Below are 23,315 nucleotides of genomic sequence, written 5' to 3'. Positions count from 1 at the left end.
GGGGTCAAGAAATAAAAATTGGTTGCCGATGCGGCGATCTTCCATGACGTAAAGAAATCCTTCACGCAGTGGCCTTATTGCGTACGCAGCCTGAGTCAGGGCGCCAGCCTGATGCGCGTGATGCAGGTTGTCTGGCAATTGCGGCAGGCGCTCGCGCAAGCCGGAGTTGCCGCCGACGGCGGCGTAGCGCAGCGGCAGAATGGTGAAGCTGCGGGTACAGCTGACCGCTGGGCCTGCGGCTAGCGGTACGCTGAGGGCTTCGCAGGCAGCCCGATTAATAGCGAAGAGCTTGTCCATGCTGATCATGGTGGCGTCCTTATCGAGGCTGGCAGAAGAGGGGGGCTTGCAGGGCCTCTGCCAGCGGGCGTTTGAGCTCGCTTGCTTCGGCAACGGCCTGCGTCCATGCGGCCGACTCAGCCAGCGCATCGCCGTTGAGGGCCGTCATGGTCACGTAGCTGATCAGGTCGTGCTGGCGGCTCAGGCCAGCTTTGCGAGCTGCACTCAAATGCGCGCGAGCAATGCCTAGGCGAATCATGTGGCATTTGCCGGTCATGCCTGCAGCTGCCATCGCGGTGCCGATGGCGTCGGCCAAGGTGTATTCCAGCGGGTCGCCGGTCAGCGCCTGCCAGCAGGCCGAGTCCAGCTCGAAGGTGTCGCCTTGGCTGGTCGGCGCGCGATCCTCTCCCTTGAGGCATACCCAGCGCTCGCGACCTGGGTCAGGTACCGGTAGCCATATTTTATGGATAGGCGCGAGCCACTCGCGTACCGCCGGCAAGTCGCGCCGTGCATGCAGAACCTGGAGGCTGCGTGCGATGTGCCAACGCAGCAGGTAGCTATCGCCATCAGGCGCGACCGTGCGATTGGCCTGGCTCAGGTGCACGAGCAATTCTGGCGGCGGCATCGCACTGACGACCCACGCGCAGATGCCCTCTTTGCCGTAGTGTTCGACGTCCCAGTAGTTGCTCCACTGACCGTCCAGGCCATAGTGGGGCGCTGGCGTGATCAACCGCGGCCCAAGTGCCTGCAGGTTGGCGAATTCGGGCTGCTGAAGTAATGGCAACGCATATTCCTTGATGAGGCGTAGCAGTTCGCTGCGATTTCGCTCGCTCAAGCGGCTTATCTCGACGATGCCTGTCAGGCGGTAACGTGGGTTGCGCAGTACATCGATGATCTCGTTTCCAAGTTTTGTGGCCGGTGTGGTCATGCTTTGGCTCCTTCGAGGCGGACAACACTGCGCCCCTCTTGAATAGCTTTGAGCAGGCAGCTCAGGCAGACAGGCTCACCCGGCTCAGGCTTGCCGCTGATGCTGAAGGCGTAGGAACTCCCCTCAGGTGCTTGACCGATAGGCCCTTTGAAATTGAGCGCAACACCGTCGAGGGTTATCCCGGAGGCATCCAGGCGTAACGTGCCGCCCGGCGATTTGATCGAGAAGCTGCCAGCGACCTCGATCTCGAAGTCCTGGGTCTGGTAGCGAATCGCTTGGCCGACTTTCAGGTCGACGTGGCCAGCGACCTGTTGTTCGAGGTGCCCGCCGATGTCGACGGTGTGGTTGGCAGTTGTGGTGTCGCGGCGGTGGTTGCCGACCTGCTCGGTGCGGTCCTGAGCGATCGTGATGCTGTGGTGGCGGCCGATTTCGAGCACGTCATCGCGACCAATCTGATGCTGACGATCCTGGCCAATCGAGACCTTTTCATCATTGCCTATCGACTCTGTGCGGTCATGGCCGACGTTGAGAGTTTCATCACGCTCGACTTGCTCGGCGCGATCATTGCCGACCTGGGTGGTTTCGTTGTGCCGGACCACGTTGTTCTGATCTTTCTGGGCGTGAATGAACACCTCTTGGCGGTCCAGTTCGTCCTCGAAGCGCAGCTCATTGAAGCCTTGCCCTTTGTGGGTCTGACTTTTGATGGTCATACGGGTCTTGTGCTGCGGCAAATCATAGGGCGGCAGCTGATTGGCGCAGTAGGTGCGACCGGTAATCAATGGCTGATCGGGATCGGAATTGACGTATTGAACGATCACTTCCTGGCCGATCCGCGGTATGGCCATCGACCCCCAACTGCCGCCTGCCCAGCCCTGGGCGACGCGGATCCAGCACGAGCTGAACTGGTTGTCCCTGCTTTCTCGGTCCCACGGAAAGCTGACTTTGACCCGGCCCCACTGGTCGCAATAAATCTCTTCTTCGGGCGGCCCGACCACTGTCGCCATGTGCGGCCCGTCAATCCGCGGCCTGGCCAACAATGCGGGCTTCCAATCGGTGCGCCCCGGTACCAGCACCGCATGCTGGACATAATGTGTGCCCTGGTCGGCATCCGCTGCCTCTTCCTGCAGGCTGGTGAACTGGCTGCCGACATGACGCACGCTGATCACCCGCCAGTGAGCGTTGAGGTCTTCGCGGGGATGATCGATCAGATTGAAGCTCAGCCCAGGTTGCAGACGAACATCGTCGCCTTCGACTTCAGCCAGGCGCACCGCATGGCGGCGCGCGGTCAGCCGCGTCTGGGTAAACGGCTTACCAACCACATCGAGGTTATAGCGGCCGGGATAGTCGAAGCGTTCGTACTTGGTGCAGGGCAGCTTCCACTGGCTGGCAACCACGCCGTGTTGTTGGCGGTAGGCTGGCCGCAGGAAGGTGTAGTCGCGTTGCTGCTGGTGAGTGGTTGCCACCTGCTCGCTATAGCGAAGCCTGCGCAGGCAAGGGCCGGCGGGATCGCCGCCACTGTTGGAGTGATACAGCACGCTGAGCGGATCGGCAGTGCCGTCCTCGGCATAGCTGCGCAGATCGCCTGCGGGCTTGATGACGCTTCTGTTGATCTGCCCGAGGCTCATCACCCGGTCGGTAACGCGCAGGGTGTGAGCAGTAGCACTGTGGTCAAAGCTGTAGATGTAGCCTTCTTCCGCAGCCAGACGTGCAATGAAGTCGAGGTCGGTCTCGCCGGCTTGCACGCAAAACTCGCGGACCTGGTGGTCGCACGTTGTGCTGAATTCAGTCTGGGTCAGGCCTTGGCGCTTGAACATGACCTCGAGGATCTGTGCTGGGCTCTGCTGCTGGAAGATTCGCCAGTTGGAGCGCAGGCGTGCGCGTGCCAGTTGTGGTTCGACTACGGCTTGATAGCGGGTGCGATAGAAACCGCTTTCGCCCTGGCTGAGGCTGCTGATTAAACCATGCACGTAGCGCACTGGCTGCTGGTCGCGGCAAATGGTGAACAGCGCTGGCTTGTCAATCAGCTCGGCGAAATCTACATCAGCTCGGTAGCAGATCAGCTCCAGCGTGAGCTTGAAAGGCGTGCTGAGGGTTTCTTCGAGGGTGAATGACACCACTTCGAACGGCGTGCGGCTGGCCAGAGGCGCGAAGCAGAAGCTCAGGTCGGATTGGCTGGGCATGGGACGTCCTTTTCAGCGTCTGCAAGCGTCGCCGATAGGGCCGATGATTTGCCGACGGGGCTGGGGGCGGGCCGCTTTTTTCACGGCTTTGATTGCCTGCCAACCATACCGGGGTAGGGCTTTTGAGGGACCTATCCGGGTTCTGATAAGGACGTAGGAAAATTCGCTATCGAGGGTGAAAGGCTACCCGGCTGGCTGCCTAGCCCCGCCGCGCCGGCAGCAACGCCAACGCAACCCCACCGAGCACCACCAGCGAACTCAGCCCGAAGCGCCAGGTCAGTGGCTCGCCCAGCAACAACACCCCACCAAGCGCAGCCAGCACCGGCACACTCAACTGCATGGTCGCCGCCTGCTGCGAGCTGATGCGTTTGACCACGCTATACCAGAGACTGTAACCGGCACCTGAGGCCAGCACGCCGGACCCGAGCGCATACAGCACGCCTTCGCCACTCCAGCGCAGCGATGCGCCGCTCAGTGCCATTGCCGCAAGGGCGACAAGCACCAGCGGCAGGCTGCGCAGGAAATTGCCTGCAGTGGCTGCCAGCGGGTCGGCTGACCCTTTGCCCAGCAGTGAATACGCGCCCCAGGCAATGCCTGCGGTAAGCATGACCAACGCGCTGGCAAGCGGCGGGGCGTCGGTGCCGGGCAGCAGCAATGCAAGGAGCCCGGCGAAGGCAATCAACATCCCTAGCAGCACCTTGCGCTGCAGCGGTTCGCCTCGACATATGCCGAAAGCGAACATGCTCATCTGTACTGCCCCGAACAGAATCAGCGCGCCGGTGCCTGCACTCAGTTGCAGGTAGGCGAGCGAAAACAGCCAGGCATAGGCGAACAGGGCAAGCCCTCCGGCCCAGCTGCCTGCCGGATTGCGAGGCCGCCGAGTGCAATACGCCAATGCGGCGAGCACTACCGCGCCACTACCGAGCCGGATCGCCGTGAAGGCGGTGGCATCGATGGCGCCGTCGCGCAGGGCCAGACGGCAGAATACCGAGTTGGCGGCAAATGCCAGCAAACTCAAAAGAATGGGCAGCAGCAGCGATCGGTGGGTTACCGGCGCGCTGAGCGTGGTCTTGTCGTGCATAAGCAACAGGGGCCTGAACAGCTTGGCGAGCAAGCCTGCGTCGGGTGGTCGTGTACGTAGTCTTGCCGGGCTTGAGTGGGATCGCAACGCTACTTTCGAGATGTATTGCTTCAGGGTGTGCACGAATCATCTGCGTGAAGTCTGATTGATCGATTCCAGATGGCTATCTAATCTGCAGGGACATTCCACCAACTCGGGAAATTGGCCATGTCCGCGCGAATCGTTCTGACTGACACCGGCAGCACAGATGTACTGCAACTGGAGACTGTGCAACCGCAGCAGCCAGGTCCGGGTCAGGTCTGGCTTGAACAGACTGCCATCGGCGTCAACCCGCTCGACCTGCTGCAACGCAGAGGCGCTGCGCCGCTGGCGCTGCCAAGTGGCTTGGGGCTGGAGGGTGCAGGGCGGGTAACGGCCGTGGGCGAGGGCGTCGCCAAGCTGCAGGTTGGCGATCGGGTTGCCTATGCCACCGGGCCGATTGGCAGCTACGCCAGTGGCCGCTTGTACCCGGCCGAGCGGCTGGTCAAGCTGCCGGCCTCGGTCAGTGATGACCAGGCCGCCGCAGTGTTGTTCAAGGGCATCACCGCGCAGTACTTGATCAAGACTACCTATCCAGTAAGTCCCGGCACTCAGCTGTTGGTCTACGGTGCCGGTGGCGCGGTGGGCCAGCTGCTGGTGGCGTGGGCCCGGCACCTCGGCGCGACGGTGATCGGTGTGGTGTCCCGGCCTGAAAGTGTCGGTCGCGCACAGGAGGCAGGCTGCGCGCACGTCCTGGTATTTGATGCGGCGACCTTGGCCGCTCAGGTCAAGGAACTGACTGCGGGGCAGGGCGTGGACGTGGTATACGACAGCATCGGTAAAGTGTCGCTGCAGGCCTCCCTGGACAGCCTGCGCCCGCGCGGCCTCCTGGTGTCGTTCGGCGCGACCTCGGGTGCCCCTGCGCCCATCGAAGTGAGCACGCTCAATGCCAAGGGCTCGCTGTACCTGACTCGCCCGTCGCTGGCGGCCCATACCCAGACGGCCGAGGAATATCAGCAGCGCGCGGCTGACGTGCTGGAGGCTGTCAGCCAAGGTATCATCCAGCCGCGTATCTGGCGCCGCTACCCGCTGGCTGATGTTGCTCAGGCTCATACGGACCTGGAGCAGGGCCGTTCCGAGGGAGCGCTGATACTGATCCCTTGACCCCGCTTGAGAACCTGCCCATGGACGCCTTCGACAGCCGCCGCGCCGATGAACTGGCAAGCTTGCTGGCCTTGCACGAGCAAGGTTCATTTGCCGCTGCCGGGCGCCAGCTTGACCGCCACCCGTCGGTGCTGTCGCGGCGTTTGAGTGCGCTCGAGCAGCGCCTGGGGATTCGCCTGGTCGAACGCACTACCCGCCAGTTGCGTTTCACCGATGAGGGCGAGCGACTGGTGCAGCGGCTGCGCCAGGCCAGCCGCTTGATCGATGAGGCCGAGCAGGAAGCGGCTGAGGGCGCCGCAACCGTGCGGGGTCGTCTACGGCTGGCGCTGCCGGCGGCCATGGGCAGGCGCTGGCTGAGTGGGCTGCTGGCCGACTTCGTCCTTGCGCATCCGCAGGTAACGATGGAGGTCGAGTACTCAGACCGGTTCGTCGATCTGGTGGCTGAGGGTTTTGACGCGGCGATCCGTATCGGTGAGCTGGCAGACAGCCGGTTGGTGGCAAAAAAGCTCTGCGATCATCTGCGCATCCTCTGCGCATCGCCGGAGTACCTGGCCAAACATCCCACGCTTCAAATCCCTGCTGACCTGGCAGAGCATAACTGCCTGGGTTTCAGTGGCTTGCGCTCGTTTCCTGAGTGGAACCTTACGGCCGGTGCGCAGCATGTCAGCGTCAAGGTCTCGGGCTCACTGCGCAGCAATGACAATGAAGCCTTGCTGGAGGCGGCCCGTCGGGGTGTCGGCGTTATCGCTGGCGGCGACTGGTTGATGATCGAGGATCTGGCCGCCGGCAGGCTGGTACGCGTGCTGCCGGACTGGCAACTGGATGTCACGGCCGGAATCTACCTGGTACGGCCCTCGGCGCGATTGCACACTGCAGCCGTCGGCGCACTCAAGGACTGGCTGCAACGCTCATTCCAATCAGGACCACCGTGGCGAATCAAGACCTAGAATATTGATTATTAAGTTCTTGTAAGCCACTGATTTATAATGCTATCGCTTGGCGATTGCGTGCTGCACGCATTGGTCGTAATAGGTTTTCTTGATGGCCGCAGGCTTGAGCCGAGAGCGGCTGTTGTAGGTCTGCTCCGTGATCCCGAAGGCGGTCATGCGCATCCACGGCTTGGCGAACTTGCGCGCTTGCAGGCGCTTGCGCGTGGCGTACACGTTTACCCCGGAAAGCTTGGCCTGCTGCGCCTCGGCGGCAATCTGCGACCCCCAGCTACACACGTTGCGATCGTTCTGGCTCAAGGCTTTGGCCTGGACTGTGATAGCGAAGGTCGCCAGCAGGCAGCCGGCCATGGTTCCTAGAAATACCCGCATGATGCTGTCCTAAGCTTCTGAAGGAGAACGAAGTTTGCCCTCGCTTTCGAGGTTTGGGGGCCAGCAATTTGCCGCTATTCGGTACGGGCGCCGAGGCGCAAAACAGGCAGTGCCAAAGTATCAATAAAAACCGCAGTCTGCGTATGTGATCGTACAACTGCTTGCGCTATCATGGTGCCTGTCTCTCAAGGTGAACTACAGGGCATGACAGAGCAGCAGGTACAGGCAAGGACCCGGCGCAAGCCGCGCAGTCTGGCCCAGGAATTGGTCACGGTGCTGACCGAACGCATCCGCAGTGGTCAGCTCAAGCGCGGCGACAAGCTGCCGACCGAGTCGCAGATCATGGCTGAGGAAGGCGTCAGCCGCACCGTGGTGCGTGAGGCTATCTCGCGGTTGCAGGCTGCCGGGCAGGTCGAGACACGTCACGGTATCGGCACGTTCGTGCTCGAGGCCTCGCCTGGCAGTGGCTTCCGCATTGATCCCGCCACCGTGGTTACCCTGCGTGAAGTGCTCGCTGTGCTCGAGCTGCGCATTGCCCTGGAGATCGAATCTGCCGGGCTGGCGGCGCAGCGACGCACCGACGAGCAGTTGAGCGGGATGCGTGCGGCGCTGGATGAGATCAACGAAGGCGCTGCGCATGCGTCCGATGCGGTATCGGCAGACTTCCAGTTCCACCTGCGGATCGCCCAGGCCAGCGGCAATCACTATTTTGCCGACATCATCAATCACCTTGGCACCAGCATCATCCCGCGCACGCGGCTCAATTCGGCGCGTATTGCCCAGGATGACCAGGCGCATTACATGAGCCGTCTGCGCCATGAGCACGAGGCGATCTACGAGGCGATTGCGCGGGGCGATAGCGAAGGGGCGAAGATGGCGATGCGCATGCATCTGTCCAACAGCCGTGAGCGGCTGCGTCAGGCGCATGAGGCTGCTGAGGCGCAAGGGGTGTAGATTTTTGGGGCTGCTTTGCAGCCCTATCGCGACACAAGGCCGCTCCTACAGTCGACCGCGTCCGCCAGAGGTACGCGGTCGACTGTAGGAGCGGCCTTGTGTCGCGATAGGGCCGCGCAGCGGCCCCAAAAGCTTAAAGCGAGCCGTCACTCCACTGCCCATTCACCAACCGACGCAATCCCAGCGGATTACCATCCTTGAGCGCCTCAGGCAGCAACGCCTGCGGGTAGTTCTGGTAGCACACCGGCCGCAGGAAGCGATCGATCGCCAAGGTCCCCACCGAAGTACCGCGCGCATCCGAAGTTGCCGGATACGGCCCGCCGTGGACCATCGCATCGCAGACCTCAACGCCAGTCGGATAACCGTTGATCAGGATCCGGCCAACTTTCTCTTCCAGCAGCGGCACCAACCAGGCATACGCCTCGAAGTCTTCCGCCTCGCCGATCAGGGTCGCGGTCAACTGGCCACGCAGGCCTTGCAGGGCTGCCCGCAGCTGCTCGTTGTCCTGCACCTCGACCGCCACGGTGGCTGGGCCAAACACCTCTTCCTGCAGCAGTGGGTCGGCATTCACCAGCAGGCTGGCGTCCGCTTTGAACAGCTGCGCACGCGCCTGTGAACCTTCCTGCGCCTGGCCCGCCAGATGCTCGATGCCGGCATGTGCCTGCAGGTGCTCAAGGCCGCTGACGTAGCTGCGCAGGCCGCCGGCGTTGAGCATGGTCTGCCCTGCCTGAGCGTCCAGCGCCTGGCCAACATTGGCTAGCAAGGTGCTGAACTCGGCGGAACGCAGTCCGATGACCATGCCCGGGTTGGTGCAGAACTGCCCCGCGCCCATGCACACCGAGCCTGCCAGCTCGCGGGCGATGGCCTCGCCACGCTTGGCCAGCGCACCCGGCAGGACGATCACCGGGTTGATGCTCGACATCTCGGCAAATACCGGGATCGGTTGCGCACGCTCTGCGGCCATCCGGCACAGTGCATCACCGCCTTTGAGCGAGCCGGTGAAGCCGACCGCCTGGATTGCCGGGTGCTTGACCAGCCACTCCCCGACGCCGCCACCGAAGACCATGTTGAACACGCCTTTGGGCATGCCAGTGCGCTCGGCGGCGCGGATGATCGCGCAACCGACCAGGTCGGCCGTGGCCATGTGGCCGCTATGCGCCTTGAACACCACCGGGCAGCCGGCGGCCAGCGCTGCAGCGGTGTCGCCGCCAGCGGTGGAGAAGGCCAGCGGGAAGTTGCTCGCACCAAACACTGCGACCGGGCCTACGCCAATGCGCATCTGGCGCAGATCAACCCGCGGCAATGGTTGACGATCAGGCAGGGCCAGATCGATGCGCGCACCGAGGTAGTCGCCACGGCGCAGCACCTGTGCAAATAGACGCATCTGGCCGCTGGTGCGGCCACGCTCGCCCTGGATGCGCGCAGCGGGCAGGGCAGTCTCGCGGCAGACGATGGCGACAAAGGCGTCGTCCAGTTCATCCAGCTCGGCGGCGATGGCTTCGAGGAACTCGGCGCGGCGGGCGGGTGCCAGCTGGCGGAATTCAACGAATGCTGCGCCAGCTGCGCGGGCGGCCTGGTCCACTTCGGTTTCGGTGGCCTGCACGAAGCTGTACGGCAGCGCTTCGCCAGTGGTGGCGTCCAGGCTCTGCAGGCGTTGGCTGCCAGCGGCGCTGCGCTGGCCATTGATGAAGTTGTGGCCGAGAATCTCAGGCATGTCTTGCTCCTGTTGAAGTACACAATGGATAGGACAGATCCCGCTGCGGCCCACGCTGCAAGCGCGGCGGCAGCGGGCAAAGCGATCAGGTGATCGGTGCCGGGTTGAACAGGGTGATGTCGTTGTGCAGGCGGTGCTGTTCGGCCCAGGTCTGCTTGCGGCCGCTGGCCACGTCCAGGTAGTAGTGGAACAGCTCCCAGCCCAGCTCTTCGATGCTCGAGCGGCCGGTAGCGATGCGCCCGGCGTCGATGTCGATCAGGTCTGGCCAGCGCTGGGCCAGCTCGGTGCGGGTACACACCTTGACCACCGGCGCCATGGCCAGCCCGTACGGCGTGCCGCGGCCGGTGGTGAACACGTGCAGGTTCATCCCCGCCGCCAGTTGCAGGGTGCCGCAGACGAAGTCGCTGGCAGGGGTTGCGCAGAAGATCAGACCCTTGCGCTCGACCCGTTCACCCGGGCCAACCACCCCTTGAATGGCGCCGCTGCCGGATTTGACGATCGAGCCCAGCGACTTCTCGACGATATTCGACAGGCCACCTTTCTTGTTGCCCGGAGTGGTATTGGCGCTGCGGTCGGCCGCGCCTTGCTCCAGATAACGGTCGTACCAGTCCATCTCGCGCACCAGCGCATCGGCAACTGCCGGCGTTTCAGCGCGCGAGGTGAGCATATAGATGGCATCGCGTACCTCGGTGACTTCCGAGAACAGCACGGTGGCACCGGCGCGCACCAGCAGGTCAGCGGCATAACCCAGCGCGGGGTTGGCGGTGATGCCGGAGAAGGCATCGCTACCGCCGCATTGCATGCCCAGGATCAGCTCGGCGGCCGGCACGGTCTCGCGGCGGCGTTGGTCGAGCTTGATCAAGCGTGCTTCGGCCAGGGCCATGATCTGTTCGATCATTTCGACAAAACCGAGGCTGGCGTCCTGCAGGCGGTACAGCCACGGGTCGCTGAGATCCACCGAGGGGTCGTTTTCATGCATGACCTGGCCGGCCTGCAGTTTCTCGCAGCCCAGGCTGATGACCAGGGCTTCGCCGCCCAGGTTCGGATTACGCGCCAGGTTGCGCACGGTGCGGATCGGGATGTAGGCATCGCGGGCGTTGATCGCCACACCGCAGCCATAGCTGTGAGTCAGCGCCACCACGTCATCGACATTGGGGTATTTGGGCAGCAACTCGCTGCGGATGCGCTTGACCGCATGGTCGAGCACGCCGGCCACGCACTGCACCGTGGTGGTGATACCAAGAATATTGCGCGTACCGACGGTGCCATCGGCGTTGCGGAATCCTTCAAAGGTAAAACCCTCCAGCGGCGGCAGAGGAGCAGGGACGGCGTCACAGCGCGGCAGGCTGTCGAGTTCGGGTGCGGCCGGCATCGACAGCTGGCTTTCCTGCACCCAGCTGCCTTTGCGCAGCGGTTCCAGGGCATAGCCGATGATCTGCCCGTAACGCCGTACTGGCTCGCCTTCGGCGATATCCAGCGTGGCGACCTTGTGGCTTTGTGGCACTGCTTCAACCAGGGTCAGGCCGTCGGCAAAGCGGGCGCCTTCGCCCAGGCCACCGTCGTTGACCACCACCACTACGTTGTCATCTTCGTGCAGGCGCACGTAGCGGGGCGAGTCGGAAGTTTCGATCAGCTGCATGTTCAGGCCCTTCTTGTAGTTATCTCAGGCTTTGTTCGAGACGCCTGCACCCACTTCAACAGGTGCAGGCGCAATCACTCAGTGGCGCGAGCTGGCCAGTTCGCTGCTGGCCGGCTGGGCTGGTTCATCATTGGGCACGTCGCGCAGCTCGATACGCTTGATCGGGCCGACGATCACCAGGTAGCTCAGCACCGCGATCAGGGCGTTGGCACCGACATACACCAGTGCCCACTTGAACGAGCCGGTGGCGCTGATGATGTAGCCGATGATGATTGGCGTGGTGATCGAGGCGATGTTGCCGAAGGTGTTGAACATGCCTCCGGACAACCCGGCGATCTGCTTGGGCGAGGTATCCGATACCACCGCCCAGCCCAACGCACCAAGACCCTTGCCGAAGAACGCCAAGGCCATGATCGCCACCACCATCCACTCGGCGTCGACGTAGTTGCAGATGACCATGCTGGTGGAGAGCAACAGGCCGACCACGATCGGCGCCTTGCGAGCGAAGGTCAGTGAATGACCACGACGCAGCAGGCCATCAGACAATACGCCACCCAATACACCGCCGACGAAGCCGCAGATCGCTGGCAGCGAAGCAATGATGCCCGCCTTGAGGATCGACATGCCGCGTTCCTGCACCAGATACACCGGGAACCAGGTCAGGAAGAAGTAGGTGATGCCGTTGATGCAGTACTGGCCAAGGTAGATACCGACCATCATGCGACTGCTGAGCAGTTGTTTGATGTAGGCCCACTTCGGCCCGCTGGCGCCAGCGGCCTTGGGTTTGTCCATGTCGACCAGGCCGCCGTTGCGCTCGATATGGTCGAGTTCTTCGGCACTGATCATTGGGTGTTCTTTGGGGTTGTAGATCAACTTCATCCAGGCCGCCGAGAAGGCGATACCCAGCACACCCATGACCACGAACACGTGTTCCCAGCCCCAGGCGTGGACGATCCAGCCCATCAGCGGCGCGAACAGCACGGTGGCAAAGTACTGCGCCGAGTTGAAGATCGCCGATGCGGTACCGCGTTCAGCGGTTGGGAACCAGGCCGCCACGATGCGCGCGTTACCGGGGAACGACGGTGCCTCGGCAAAACCGACCATGAAGCGCAGCATGAACAGGGCGATGATCGCGTTGGCCACCGGCAGGTAGCCGACAAAGCCCTGCAGCACAGTGAACAGCGACCAGGTGAAGATACTGAAGGCGTAGACCTTCTTCGAGCCGAAGCGGTCGAGCAGCCAGCCGCCGGGGATTTGCCCGAGCACGTAGGCCCAGCCGAAGGCCGAGAAGATGTAACCGAGGGTGACCGCGTCTATCCCTAAATCTTTCTGCAGACTGGAGCCGGCGATCGAAATGGTCGCTCGGTCTGCATAGTTGATCGTGGTCACGACGAAGAGCATGAACAAGATCAGATAACGTACATGCGTTTTTTTCGTCGCTTGCATGAAGGCGTACTCCCACTAGTTATTTTTGTGCGGGGATCGATAAATCCGGAGCGGGCGTGGCCTCGCTCCGGTTGCGGCATTGGCAGGCCGCGGGTCGCTTATTGCGGGCCCATCTTGTCCATCAGGGCGGCGAGCATTTCATACTCTTCGCCGGTCAGGTCGGTCAGCGGCGAACGCACTAGGCCTGCGTCGTAACCGGCGATCTTGGCGCCAGCCTTGACGATACTCACGGCGTAGCCGGCTTTGCGGTTACGGATGTCCAGGTACGGCAGGAAGAAGTCGTCGATCAGCTTGCCGACGGTGGCATGGTCTTCGCGGGCAATGGCGTGGTAGAAGTCCATCGCGGTCTTCGGTACGAAGTTGAACACCGCCGAGGAGTACACCGGTACACCCAGTGCCTTGTAGGCAGCTGCATACACTTCGGCGGTCGGCAGGCCGCCGAGGTAGCTGAAGCGATCGCCCAGGCGGCGGCGGATCGACACCATCAGCTCGATATCGCCCAGGCCATCCTTGTAACCGATCAGGTTCGGGCAGCGCTCGGCCAGGCGCTCGAGCAGCGGCGCGGTCAGGCGGCAGACGTTACGGTTGTAGACCACCACACCAATCTTGACCGATTTGCACACCGCTTCGACGTGATCGGCAACACCGTCCTGGCTGGCTTCGGTCAGGTAGTGCGGCAGCAGCAGCAGGCCTTTGGCACCCAGGCGCTCGGCTTCCTGGGCGTACTCGATGGCCTGGCGGGTAGAACCACCGACGCCGGCCAGAATTGGCACCGAATGCTCGCAAGTGTCGACTGCAGTCTTGATCACCTGGCTGTATTCGCTGGCAGCCAGGGAGAAGAACTCACCGGTGCCGCCGGCGGCGAACAGGGCAGTAGCGCCATAGGGGGCAAGCCATTCCAGGCGCTTGATGTAGCCCGCCTGATTGAAGTCGCCCTGGGCATTGAAGTCGGTTACCGGGAACGACAGCAGACCGTGGGAGAGGATGGACTGCAGCTCTAGTGGATTCATTGTTGTTGGTTTCCTGTGGCGCTTTTGGGGTGGTGAATCAATCTGAGAGGTAAGTTATCGTACAACTGCATCGATGGCTAGTCCTTGGGGGAAGATTTTTTGTTGGATAGGTTTCGGGTTGGATAGTGGGGGCTCGTGAGGCGCTCGCCCTGGGGGGCAACCTTTCGTCTCTGAGACTGAGTTGCTGGAGGATGCCGGGGCTGCCTTGCAGCCCTTTCGCGACACAAGGCCGCTCCTACAGGGACGGCGTAGGTCGCGGGTGCGCGCTGTCTGTAGGAGCGGCCTTGTGTCGCGAAAGGGGCGCAGAGCGCCCCCAAGAATTTCGAATTCAAGAGAAATACGAAAATCATGAAGAGGGGCAGATGACGAGCGCCAGTCATCCTATCTCTGCCTAGGTGGCAAAAAAAGGACCGCGGGGACAGGCACAAGCCCGCCACCCGCTTCCACGGGAGGTGTTCTGGGACCAGCAGAGGGTGACCGGGGAAGCGGGGGCGGCCTTGCGCCGCCCCGCGATCAAACTAACGAAGCAGGGAGTCAGGCAGCCTGGTTGCGCTTGCTGGCCTGGGACTTGCGGAACTGGGCGCGGCAAGCATCGCCAAACGCCTCGAAAATCTTGATCGAGTCAGGGTTTTTCGCCGCTTGCCACTCCGGGTGCCACTGCACCGCGAACAGGAAGGGCGAAATGCTTGGGCCATGGATGGCCTCGACCAAGCCGTCTTCAGCCTGGGCGATCGGCTCAAGGCCCTCACCCAGGTTGCGCAGGCCTTGGCCATGCAACGAGTTGACCCGGATCTGGTCAGTGCCCAGGGCATCCCGCAGCCAGCTGCCTGGCTTGATGGTGACGCTGTGCACAGCTTGGTACTGCACCTCAACCGGATCCTCGGGGTTTTCCCGGTGATCATTGAAGCCCGGCTCGGCGTACACCTTCTGGTAGATATCGCCGCCCAGCGCGACGTTGATTTCCTGCATGCCGCGGCAGATGCCGAAAATCGGCAGGCCGCGGGCCAGGGCCAGCTTGACCAGCGGAATGTCGAACAGGTCGCGGTTCTTGTCCTGGCCTTTGCCTGGCGTCTCGTTCTCCTGGCCGTACAGGGCCGGGTCGATGTTGCTGCCAGCACCGGTCAGGTAGACGCCGTCGGCCATATCCAGATAACGCTCGAGGTCATCGGTGCCGCAGCAGGTCGGAACCAGCACAGGCAGGCAGTCGGCGAAGTCGACCAGCGGGGTAATGTATTTGTGGGTCATGACCTGATAGTCATGGCCTTTGCGCTCTTGGCTGCCCATGGTCATCAGGACGACAGGTTTGCGCAGGGAAGTTTGCTTGTTGCCAATGTTGCTGTTGGACATATGTCACCTTGGGACAGGTGCTTCCTGTCGATATTGTGCAGGCGCACGGCCTGGGCCTTGTGTGCGGCCTGGAGCCCCGAGCACTGCCGGCTCGCTGAAGGAGACGATGCCGGTCGGGGCTTGTCTCTAGCTTGCCAGAGCCGTTCGATATGTCAAACGAGGCGTGAGCGCTTTAACGCCGGTTTCAGGGCGCTTGCGGGAGGCGGAGCCTTGGCTGGCAAGGGTTTGGCAGGGGTTTTGGTAAATGTAATTAACGACGCAGTTGGATCATTGCAGCGCTGCAATGATCCAGCCCTTGCGCTGCGGCGTATCAGTGCAGGATCTGCTTGAGAAATGCCTGGGCCCTGGCCGTTTTGGGTTGCCCAAAAAACGTCTGTGGCGGGCTGTCTTCGATGATCTGGCCACCCTCAAGGAACAGCACCCGCTCTGCCACCTGGCGGGCAAAACCCATTTCATGGGTGACGCAGAGCATGGTCATGCCGGTACCGGCAAGCTTCACCAATACATCGAGAACCTCGGCGACCATCTCCGGATCGAGCGCCGAGGTTGGCTCATCGAACAGCATGATCCGCGGCTTCATGCACAGGGCACGGGCAATCGCCACGCGCTGCTGCTGGCCGCCGGAGAGCTGGCTGGGGTATTTGTCGGCTTGGCTTTCGATGCCGACCTTGCTCAGGTACATCCGCGCTCGCTCTTCGGCGTCCTTGCGCGACAGCCCGCGCACGCTGGTTGGGGCCAGCAGGCAATTGTCGAGCACGCTCATGTGCGGGAACAAGTTGAAGTGCTGGAACACCATGCCGATTTCGCTGCGCACCTGCGCGGCCTGGCGTGAGGGCTTGGCCAGGTCGATGCCGTCTACATGAACGCTGCCTTGCTCGGCGATCTCCAGGCGGTTGATGCAGCGGATCAAGGTTGATTTGCCCGATCCGGAAGGGCCGCAGAGGACGATACGCTCGCCTTCGCGCACCTGCAGGTTGATATCGCGCAGCACGTGGAAGGCGCCGTAGTGCTTGTTCAAGCCTTCTATGTCGATCAGCACTGGGCGGCTGTCGGCTTCAGGGGCAAGGCTGGCAAGGCTCAAAGGTGCGGTCATGTTGTTGTTCTCCCGCTGGTTTAGTCAAAGCGTGCCGCGCGGTAAGGCGCAGGGTCGGTGAACGGCTGCTCGCCGGTCATCATTTCAGCGAGCAGGCGGCCGGTCACCGGGCCCAGGGTCAGGCCGTGATGGGCGTGGCCAAAGTTGAACCACAGGCCCTTGTGCCGTGGCGCGGGGCCGATTATCGGGCGCATGTCCGGCAGGCAGGGACGCAGGCCCAGCCAGGGCTGCTCGTCGAGGCGTTCGCCGAGGGCAGGGAACAGCCGGCGAGCAAGGGCTTCGCAGCGCTGCAACTGGATCTCGTTGGCCGGGGCGTCGCTGGCGGCAAACTCGATGCCGGTGGTCAGGCGGATGCCCTGCGCCATCGGCGCCAGCACATAACCACCCTGGGTATCGCAGATCGAGTGCTGCAGTTGCGCGTCGCCGCGGGTGCCATAGTGCATGTGATAGCCGCGCTTGATACCCAGTGGAAACCGATAGCCCAGCGGGCCGAACAGCTCGGCCGATTGCGGTCCGAGGCAGACCACGACTTCATCGGCCGTGACCGGGCCACGCTGGCTCTGCACCTGCCACTGACCGTCAAGCTGGCGCAGGCTGCGTGCATCACCATGGAGGAACTGCCCGCCACGCTGGACGAACAGCGCGGCATAGCCACGGGTCAGGCCGCCTGGGTTGCGCACGGTTTTCGGGTCGAGCCAGTGAATGCCGCCAACTACGCCGCCGTCCAGTTGCTGCTCGCGGGCCTGCAGTTGGTCACGTTCGAGGATTTCGTACTGCAGGCCATAGCGCGCCAGGCTTATTACATCCTCCTTGGCCTGAGCGAACAGCCTTGGGTCGCGGAACACTTCGATCCAGCCTTTGGCCTGGACCAGTTCGCTCAGCCCGGCAGCGGCAATCAGCGCGTCGTGTTCCTCGACGCTGCGCTGCACCAGCGGCAGCATATCGGCGGCGGCGCTGGCCAGTCGGCCGGGTGCTGACTGAAGCCAGTAACGCAGCAGCCAGGGCGCCGCCTTGGGCAGGTGCAACAGGCTGTAGCGCACATCCGGCTGGCGGTTCAGGCCATAGCGCAGCAACGCGCCGACGTTACGCGGAAAGGCATAGGGGATGACGCTGGAGCGTTCGATCAGGCCGGCGTTGCCATGGCTGGTGCCGCTGCCCGGCTGGTCACGGTCGATCAAAACGACCTGGCGGCCGCGCGCTTGCAACTGCAACGCGGTACTGACACCGACGATCCCGGCGCCCAGAACAATGGTTTGGCAATGCATGGAGCGTATCCTTGGGTCAGTTCAGGTGGCGACCGAGGCGGCCTTCCAGGTATTTCAGGGTGCGCCGGACGACTTCCACGATCAGCAGGTAGAGCACGGCGGCCCACAGGTAGATCTGGAAGTCGAAGCTGCGCGAAAACGCCAGTTTGGTCACGCCCATCAGGTCGTAGAGGGTGACCAGCGAGGCAATTGCGCTGGCCTTGATCATCAGGATCAGCTCATTGCCCAGCGGGCCGATGGCGACTAGCAGCGATTGCGGCATGACCACCTTGAAGAATGTGGTCGAGCGCCTGAGGTTGAGTGCGCGGGCGGCCTCGAACTGTCCTGGGGCGATTGCCAGCAGGCTGCCGCGGAAGATCTCGGCCTGATAGGCAGCGGTGTTCAGGGTGAATGCCAGCAGCGCGCAGTACCAGGCCTCACGGAAGAACCACCACAGCCCCACGTCCTGCCAAAAGCTCTTGAACGAGCCGAGGCCGTAATACAGCAGAAACAGCTGCGCCAGCAGTGGTGAACCGCGGAAGAAGTAGATATAGCCAGCCGCCATTCGATTGAGCACGGTCTTGTTGGAGATCCGCGCCAGCGCCAGCAGCAGGCCAAGCACGGCGCCGAGGGTGAACGAAATCGCCACCAGCTTGGCAGTCACCAGCAGGCCATCGATGAAGCGCGGCCCGTAGCGCTGCAGCAGGTCGGGGTCGACCACCAGCGCCAGTAATTGTTCGAAGCTCATGCCCGCGCTCCTTGCAGGTGCCGGCTATAGCGCCGTTCGATGAAGGCAAAAACCCGCCCTGACAACGCCGAGAACAGCAGATAGCCGAGGCAGGCGACGCCATAGAAGAACATCGGCTCCTTGGTCACGCTGACGGCGAGGTTGGTCTGGCGCATCAGGTCGACCAGCGAGATGGTCGAGACCAACGAGGTGTCCTTGAGCAGCGACAGCCAGTTGTTGGACAGGCCGGGCAGGGCGATCCGGGTCAGTTGCGGCAGTACCACCTTGAAAAACCCGGTACGTTTACTCAGTCCCAGTGCCGAGCAGGCTTCGAGCTGGCCCTTGGGCAGGGTCTTGAACGCCGCCAGCCAGATTTCGCTGGAGAACGCAGCAAACACCAGGCTGAAGGCAATCATCGCGGCCAGGAAAGTATTGATCAGTACCTCACCGTCATAGCCCAGCGCCGCCAGCAGCTTTTGTGCCGCGATCTGGCAGCCGTAATAAATGATCAGCAGCGTAAGCAGCTCAGGCAGGCCGCGAAACACCGTAGAAAAGGTGGTAGCCCAGGCCCGCGGCAGGCGTTTGCGTGAGCGCGCGGCCATTGCCACCAGCAGGCCCAGCGGCAAACCGATCGGCAGGCAGGCCAGCGCCAGTGACACCGTGACCAGCGCGCCGGCCAGCAACGCCGGGCCCCAGCCACCGCTGGCAAAAGACAACAAAGACAATTGATCGAGCATGGGTGCTTCCCCAGCCAGGTGAGCTTGGCGGCGCGCAAGGCAGGGCGCCCACGGCGCGAAGCCTGCCTTGCGCTGACCGATCAGTTATAGATGTCGAAGGCAAAGTACTTGCTGGCGATCTTCTGATAGGTGCCGTTGGCGACAATCTCGCTCAGCGCCTTGTTCAGCCGCTCGCGCAGCTGCTGATCGTCCTTGCGCACGGCAATCGCTGCATTGGCCTTGGTCTGGTTGACGTCACCAAGCACCTTGCAGCAGTCCTTGCCGTTTTTCTGCTGCCAGTCGAGCAGCGGAAACTTGTCGGCGATGACGCCGTCCAGGCGCCCGGCAGCCAGGTCGGCATTGGCCTCATCCATGGTCGGGTAGAGCTTGACGTTGGCGCCGGCCGGGCCGTACACGTCCTCGGCATAGATAGCCTGGGTCGAGGACGACTGGGCGCCGACCGTGTAGCCCTTGAAGTCGGTCTGGGCATCGGTGATCGGGCTGTCCTTGGCGACCGCCACGGACAGTGGTGTGCGGTAGTAGTGGTCGGTGAAGGCGATCTTCTTGCGCCGCTCTTCGGTGTCGATCATCGAGGCGACTACGGCGTCGTACTTTTTCGCCATGAGTGCCGGAATGATGCCTTCCCAGTCTTGCGCCACCAGGGTGCACTCGACTTTCATCTGCTCGCACAGGGCGTGGGTGATGTCGATGTCAAAGCCATGCAGCTTGTTATCGGCATCGACATAGTTGAAGGGCGGATAAGCGCCCTCTGTGGCGAAACGCAGGGTCTCAGCGCTGGCCGCACTCGCCAGCAGCAGGGCACACGCGCCCACCATAGCCATGGTCTTGTTCATCTCGTACCTCTGGGTTGCACTCTTGCTATTGTTGTTTGTCCGCGGGCCACGAGGTGTAGCCGACGAACTCGTTATGTAGAGCGGCAGTCGCTTCCAAGCGTTTTTCAACATCCGGCCCGAGCTTCTTGCAGACCTCGTTGACCATCAGGTGCACCCACGACAGCATCGCCGAGGTGGATTCCCAGAACAGATTGAATTCGGTGGGGATGCGGAACACCTCATCGGCGTTGGCATCTGCCCAGTCACAGAAGGTGTCGGTCACCAGGGTGACCGGGATGCCTGCCTGGCGTGCCTTCTGGCACAGCAGCAGGGCATGGCGCGAATAGCGGCGTGCCTCGAACACCACCAGTGCGCAGTGTTCGGGGCGGGTCAGCAGCACGTCGCCAAAGTGCCCGGCGCTGCCATCCACAGCCTGTACGCCATCGCGCAGGTAGTGCAGCAAATGGGTCATGCACTGGGCGACGCCGCGTTCGGTCTGAAACCCTGCGACAAACACCCGTGGCCGCTGCGCCAGGCGCTGAGCAACCCGGTGCCAGGCCTCGCTACGGCTGTACTCGTGGACGCGCACCAGCGCGGCGATTTCCAGCTCCAGGCTGCCGGCGCTCTGGCTGTCGTCGTGCTGCTGGCGGTACTCCTGCAAGCGGTCACCGACCAGCCACGGGCCATCGCCGAGGTCGTTCTGCAGGTCCTGTTTGAGCGCCTTGAGATGGGCGTAGCCGAGCGAGCGGCAGAAGCGGCCTACGCTGGATTCGCTGACGCCGAGCTTTTCCGCGATGCTGGCGGAGGTCTGGAACGGTACTTCATGCAGGTTGCCGAGCATGTAGCTGGCGATCGTGCGGCCTGAGGCAGCTGCGCCGTGCAGGCTGTTCTCCAGGCGTTGCTTGATCGTTTGGCTCATGTCGGACTCCGGTCGGGTAGGGCGTGGAATAGAAAATGAATGTTTTCTGTCATCAAGTCAACAATTGACAGATAGCTGTCATGTGGCCGACAGTTTTCACCCGTGGCACACTCCGAGCCAAACAATTTCAACAAGGAGCTCCAGATGTCTGCATCCTCCACCAGCGGTACCGTGCGCATGCCCTTTGCCGAACTGCAGACGTTATTGCAGGCGATCCTTGAACAGCACGGTTGCAGCGAGCCGGTGGCGGCAGCGCTGGCTTTCAATTGCGCCAGTGCGCAGCGCGACGGCGCCCATAGCCATGGCGTGTTCCGTATTCCGGGCTACGTATCGACGCTGGCCAGTGGCTGGGTTAACGGCAAGGCGCTGCCCGAGGTGACCGACGTAGCCTCTGGCTACGTGCGCGTAGATGCCGGCGGTGGTTTCGCTCAGCCCGCGCTGGCGGCAGCGCGGCCGTTGCTGCTGGCAAAGGCGCGCAGTGCCGGGATCGCGGTGTTGGCAATTCATAACTCGCACCACTTCGCCGCGCTGTGGCCGGACGTCGAACCGTTTGCCGATGAGGGGCTGGTGGCCTTGAGTGTGGTCAACAGCATGACCTGTGTAGTCCCGCACGGTGCTCGCCAGCCGCTGTTCGGCACCAACCCGATTGCCTTTGCCGCGCCCTGCGCCGAGCACGATCCGATCGTGTTCGACATGGCCACCAGCGCCATGGCCCATGGTGATATCCAGATCGCTGCACGCGAGGGGCGGCAACTGCCGCTGGGTATGGGCGTAGACGCCAGCGGCCAGCCGACCACCGACCCGCAGGCAATCCTCGACGGCGGTGCGCTGTTGCCGTTTGGCGACCACAAGGGCTCTGCGCTGTCGATGATGGTCGAGTTGCTCGCGGCGGCGCTGACCGGCGGTAACTTCTCCTGGGAGTTCGACTGGTCGGCGCATCCGGGGGCGAAGACGCCATGGACCGGGCAACTGTTGATCGTCATTGACCCGAGCAAGGCCGAGGGCGAGCGTTTTGCCCAGCGCAGCCGCCATTTGCTGGAGCAGATGCAGGCGGCCGGCCTGTCACGCATGCCCGGCGAGCGGCGCTATGGTGAGCGCGCCACGGCCGAGCGCGAAGGCGTCGCAGTGAGCGAAACCGAGCTACAGGGCCTGCGCCAATTGCTCGGCTGATCGTCTTGTTGCACCGGTAGCAGTACCCGGGCTGTGCAACCTTGCACAGACCCGTTGCAGCAAGGTGATGTTTCTCTGCCCCGACTCCGGGTATCCTCGCTAAAGCTTTTCCGAACTGTGCTGATTCAAGGAGCTGTGCGCTGTGTTCAAACATGTCGATGCCTATGCCGGCGATCCGATCCTCTCGTTGATGGAAACCTTCAAGGCCGACCCGCGTGCGGCCAAGGTCAACCTGAGCATCGGCCTGTACTACGACGCTGCCGGCATCGTGCCGCAGTTGGCGGCAGTGGCCGAGGTTGAAAAACGCCTGGCCAACCAGCCTCACGAGGCTTCGCTGTACCTGCCAATGGAAGGTCTGGCCAGCTATCGTCAGGCAATCCAGGCGCTGCTGTTTGGTAACGACCACCCGGCAGTGACCGGAGGCCGTGTGGCTACCGTGCAGACCGTGGGTGGCTCGGGCGCGTTGAAAGTCGGCGCCGACTTCCTCAAGCGCTACTTCCCGCAGTCCGAAGTCTGGGTCAGCAATCCGACCTGGGACAACCATCGCGCCATCTTCGAAGGCGCGGGTTTCAAGGTGAATACCTACCCGTACTTCGACACCACTACCCGTGGCGTCGACTTCGCCGGCATGCTGGCTGCGTTGCAGACCCTGCCCGCCAACAGCGTGGTGCTGCTGCACCCATGCTGCCACAACCCGACCGGTGTCGATCTGGACCAGAACCAGTGGCAGCAGGTTGTCGAAGTGGTCAAGGCACGCGAGCTGATCCCGTTCCTCGACATCGCCTACCAGGGCTTCGGCGAAGGCCTGGAGCAGGATGCCTACGCCATCCGCGAAATGGCCCGTGCCGGCGTGCCGTGCCTGGTCAGCAACTCGTTCTCGAAGATCTTCTCGCTGTACGGCGAGCGCGTTGGCGGGCTGTCGGTGGTGTGCGACGATCAAGCCAGCACTCAAAGCGTGCTTGGCCAGCTCAAGGCAACCGTGCGCCGCAACTACTCCAGCCCACCCGCATTCGGTGCGCAACTGGTTGCCGGCGTGCTTGGCGATGCCAGCCTCAATGCACAGTGGGCAGCAGAAGTCGAAGTGATGCGCCTGCGTATCCTCGAGATGCGCCAAGGCCTGGTCGATCTGCTTGGCGAGCTGCTGCCAGGGCAGGACTTCACGTTCTTCCTCGAACAGCGCGGCATGTTCAGCTACACCGGCTTCAGCGTCGAGCAGGTCCGCCGTCTGCGTGACGAGTTCGGCGTTTACCTGATCGACAGCGGTCGGGTGTGCATGTCCGGTCTGCGTCCAAGCAACCTGCGCCAGGTTGCCGAGGCGTTCGCCGCAGTCCAGCGCTAAGCAGGGCAGGGGCCAGCAATCGGCCCCTTTTACCCAGACTGGCAACACCCGGTTGCCCCTGGGTTGTCATGACAAGTGCAACCGCCGCTCGGACAGGGCTTCGCAAGCGCCACCTTTCAGTGCACAATCGCGCCCCTCTTTTTCGGTTGAGGTGCGCGAGCCTTGTGTTTCGCCACGCTCAGCCTGTTGCAGTCTTGC

21 protein-coding genes are annotated in these 23,315 nt (G+C 62.7%); 5 read left to right on the top strand and 16 right to left on the bottom strand.

Annotated features, from left to right (window positions below):
- The 4 genes from ACQZ2L_RS08985 to ACQZ2L_RS08970 form a co-directional block, all read right to left on the bottom strand.
- Positions 1-306 (bottom strand): toxin VasX (locus tag ACQZ2L_RS08985; protein ID WP_430325713.1); only part of this gene is annotated, 306 nt, incomplete at its 3' end.
- Between the two features lie 10 nt (positions 307-316).
- A complete protein-coding gene (locus tag ACQZ2L_RS08980; protein WP_430325712.1) occupies positions 317-1,204 on the bottom strand; it encodes a DUF4123 domain-containing protein in 888 nt (295 codons plus the stop codon).
- Positions 1,201-3,384 carry a type VI secretion system Vgr family protein gene (locus tag ACQZ2L_RS08975; protein ID WP_430325711.1) on the bottom strand — a complete coding sequence of 728 codons (2,184 nt, stop codon included), beginning with the start codon at positions 3,382-3,384 and terminating at the stop codon, positions 1,201-1,203. Before ACQZ2L_RS08975 ends, ACQZ2L_RS08980 begins: the two co-directional genes overlap by 4 nt.
- A gap of 199 nt (positions 3,385-3,583) precedes the next feature.
- Positions 3,584-4,465 (bottom strand): DMT family transporter, encoded by an 882-nt coding sequence (locus tag ACQZ2L_RS08970; RefSeq protein ID WP_430325710.1) that lies wholly within the window; start codon positions 4,463-4,465, stop codon positions 3,584-3,586.
- Between the two features lie 207 nt (positions 4,466-4,672).
- Between ACQZ2L_RS08970 and ACQZ2L_RS08965 the strand changes: the two genes are divergently transcribed.
- Positions 4,673-5,647 (top strand): quinone oxidoreductase family protein, encoded by a 975-nt coding sequence (locus tag ACQZ2L_RS08965; protein WP_430325709.1) that lies wholly within the window; start codon positions 4,673-4,675, stop codon positions 5,645-5,647.
- A 20-nt stretch (positions 5,648-5,667) separates the two neighbouring features.
- A complete protein-coding gene (locus ACQZ2L_RS08960; RefSeq protein WP_430325708.1) occupies positions 5,668-6,594 on the top strand; it encodes a LysR family transcriptional regulator in 927 nt (308 codons plus the stop codon).
- Between the two features lie 42 nt (positions 6,595-6,636).
- Here the strand turns inward: ACQZ2L_RS08960 and ACQZ2L_RS08955 are convergent, their stop codons facing one another.
- Complete coding sequence (locus ACQZ2L_RS08955; protein WP_430325707.1) at positions 6,637-6,966, bottom strand: hypothetical protein; 330 nt, start codon at positions 6,964-6,966, stop codon at positions 6,637-6,639.
- 204 nt (positions 6,967-7,170) lie between these two features.
- Between ACQZ2L_RS08955 and ACQZ2L_RS08950 the strand changes: the two genes are divergently transcribed.
- Complete coding sequence (locus ACQZ2L_RS08950; protein ID WP_314872784.1) at positions 7,171-7,920, top strand: FadR/GntR family transcriptional regulator; 750 nt, start codon at positions 7,171-7,173, stop codon at positions 7,918-7,920.
- A 133-nt stretch (positions 7,921-8,053) separates the two neighbouring features.
- Here ACQZ2L_RS08950 and ACQZ2L_RS08945 read toward each other — a convergent pair whose 3' ends face one another.
- From ACQZ2L_RS08945 to ACQZ2L_RS08895, 11 genes are all read right to left on the bottom strand, one after another.
- Positions 8,054-9,634 carry an aldehyde dehydrogenase (NADP(+)) gene (locus ACQZ2L_RS08945; protein ID WP_430325706.1) on the bottom strand — a complete coding sequence of 527 codons (1,581 nt, stop codon included), beginning with the start codon at positions 9,632-9,634 and terminating at the stop codon, positions 8,054-8,056.
- 85 nt (positions 9,635-9,719) lie between these two features.
- Complete coding sequence (gene garD, locus ACQZ2L_RS08940) at positions 9,720-11,273, bottom strand: galactarate dehydratase (RefSeq protein WP_430325705.1); 1,554 nt, start codon at positions 11,271-11,273, stop codon at positions 9,720-9,722.
- A 78-nt stretch (positions 11,274-11,351) separates the two neighbouring features.
- The gene (locus tag ACQZ2L_RS08935; RefSeq protein ID WP_103437500.1) at positions 11,352-12,719 is read right to left on the bottom strand and encodes an MFS transporter; all 1,368 of its coding nucleotides are present in this window, start codon (positions 12,717-12,719) and stop codon (positions 11,352-11,354) included.
- Between the two features lie 98 nt (positions 12,720-12,817).
- Complete coding sequence (gene kdgD / locus ACQZ2L_RS08930) at positions 12,818-13,729, bottom strand: 5-dehydro-4-deoxyglucarate dehydratase (RefSeq protein ID WP_430325704.1); 912 nt, start codon at positions 13,727-13,729, stop codon at positions 12,818-12,820.
- A 534-nt stretch (positions 13,730-14,263) separates the two neighbouring features.
- The gene (locus ACQZ2L_RS08925) at positions 14,264-15,076 is read right to left on the bottom strand and encodes a gamma-glutamyl-gamma-aminobutyrate hydrolase family protein (RefSeq protein ID WP_430325703.1); all 813 of its coding nucleotides are present in this window, start codon (positions 15,074-15,076) and stop codon (positions 14,264-14,266) included.
- Between the two features lie 310 nt (positions 15,077-15,386).
- Entirely contained in the window at positions 15,387-16,169 is a 783-nt protein-coding gene (locus ACQZ2L_RS08920; protein ID WP_430325702.1) for an amino acid ABC transporter ATP-binding protein, read from the bottom strand.
- A gap of 20 nt (positions 16,170-16,189) precedes the next feature.
- Positions 16,190-17,434, bottom strand: coding sequence for an FAD-dependent oxidoreductase (locus tag ACQZ2L_RS08915; RefSeq protein WP_430325701.1), 1,245 nt, complete (start codon positions 17,432-17,434; stop codon positions 16,190-16,192).
- Positions 17,435-17,450: 16 nt separating this feature from the next.
- Complete coding sequence (locus tag ACQZ2L_RS08910; protein ID WP_430325700.1) at positions 17,451-18,161, bottom strand: ABC transporter permease; 711 nt, start codon at positions 18,159-18,161, stop codon at positions 17,451-17,453.
- Positions 18,158-18,877, bottom strand: coding sequence for an ABC transporter permease (locus ACQZ2L_RS08905; protein ID WP_430325699.1), 720 nt, complete (start codon positions 18,875-18,877; stop codon positions 18,158-18,160). Before ACQZ2L_RS08905 ends, ACQZ2L_RS08910 begins: the two co-directional genes overlap by 4 nt.
- 80 nt (positions 18,878-18,957) lie before the next feature.
- Entirely contained in the window at positions 18,958-19,710 is a 753-nt protein-coding gene (locus tag ACQZ2L_RS08900; RefSeq protein WP_103437493.1) for a transporter substrate-binding domain-containing protein, read from the bottom strand.
- A gap of 25 nt (positions 19,711-19,735) precedes the next feature.
- On the bottom strand, positions 19,736-20,608 hold the full coding sequence (locus ACQZ2L_RS08895; RefSeq protein ID WP_430325698.1) for a MurR/RpiR family transcriptional regulator: 873 nt from the start codon (positions 20,606-20,608) through the stop codon (positions 19,736-19,738).
- 144 nt (positions 20,609-20,752) lie between these two features.
- Here ACQZ2L_RS08895 and ACQZ2L_RS08890 point away from each other — a divergent pair, with 144 nt between their 5' ends.
- Positions 20,753-21,778, top strand: a complete 1,026-nt coding sequence (locus tag ACQZ2L_RS08890) for an Ldh family oxidoreductase (RefSeq protein WP_430325697.1) — start codon at positions 20,753-20,755, stop codon at positions 21,776-21,778.
- Between the two features lie 142 nt (positions 21,779-21,920).
- A complete protein-coding gene (locus ACQZ2L_RS08885; RefSeq protein WP_101319728.1) occupies positions 21,921-23,117 on the top strand; it encodes an aromatic amino acid transaminase in 1,197 nt (398 codons plus the stop codon).
- The last annotated feature ends 198 nt before the right edge of the window (positions 23,118-23,315 follow it).

Source organism: Pseudomonas shirazensis (assembly GCF_050496565.1).
GTDB classification, from domain to species: Bacteria; Pseudomonadota; Gammaproteobacteria; order Pseudomonadales; family Pseudomonadaceae; genus Aquipseudomonas; species Aquipseudomonas shirazensis_A.
The sequence above is the reverse complement of the archived record's forward strand: the minus strand, read 5'-3'. Positions and strand labels throughout refer to the sequence as shown.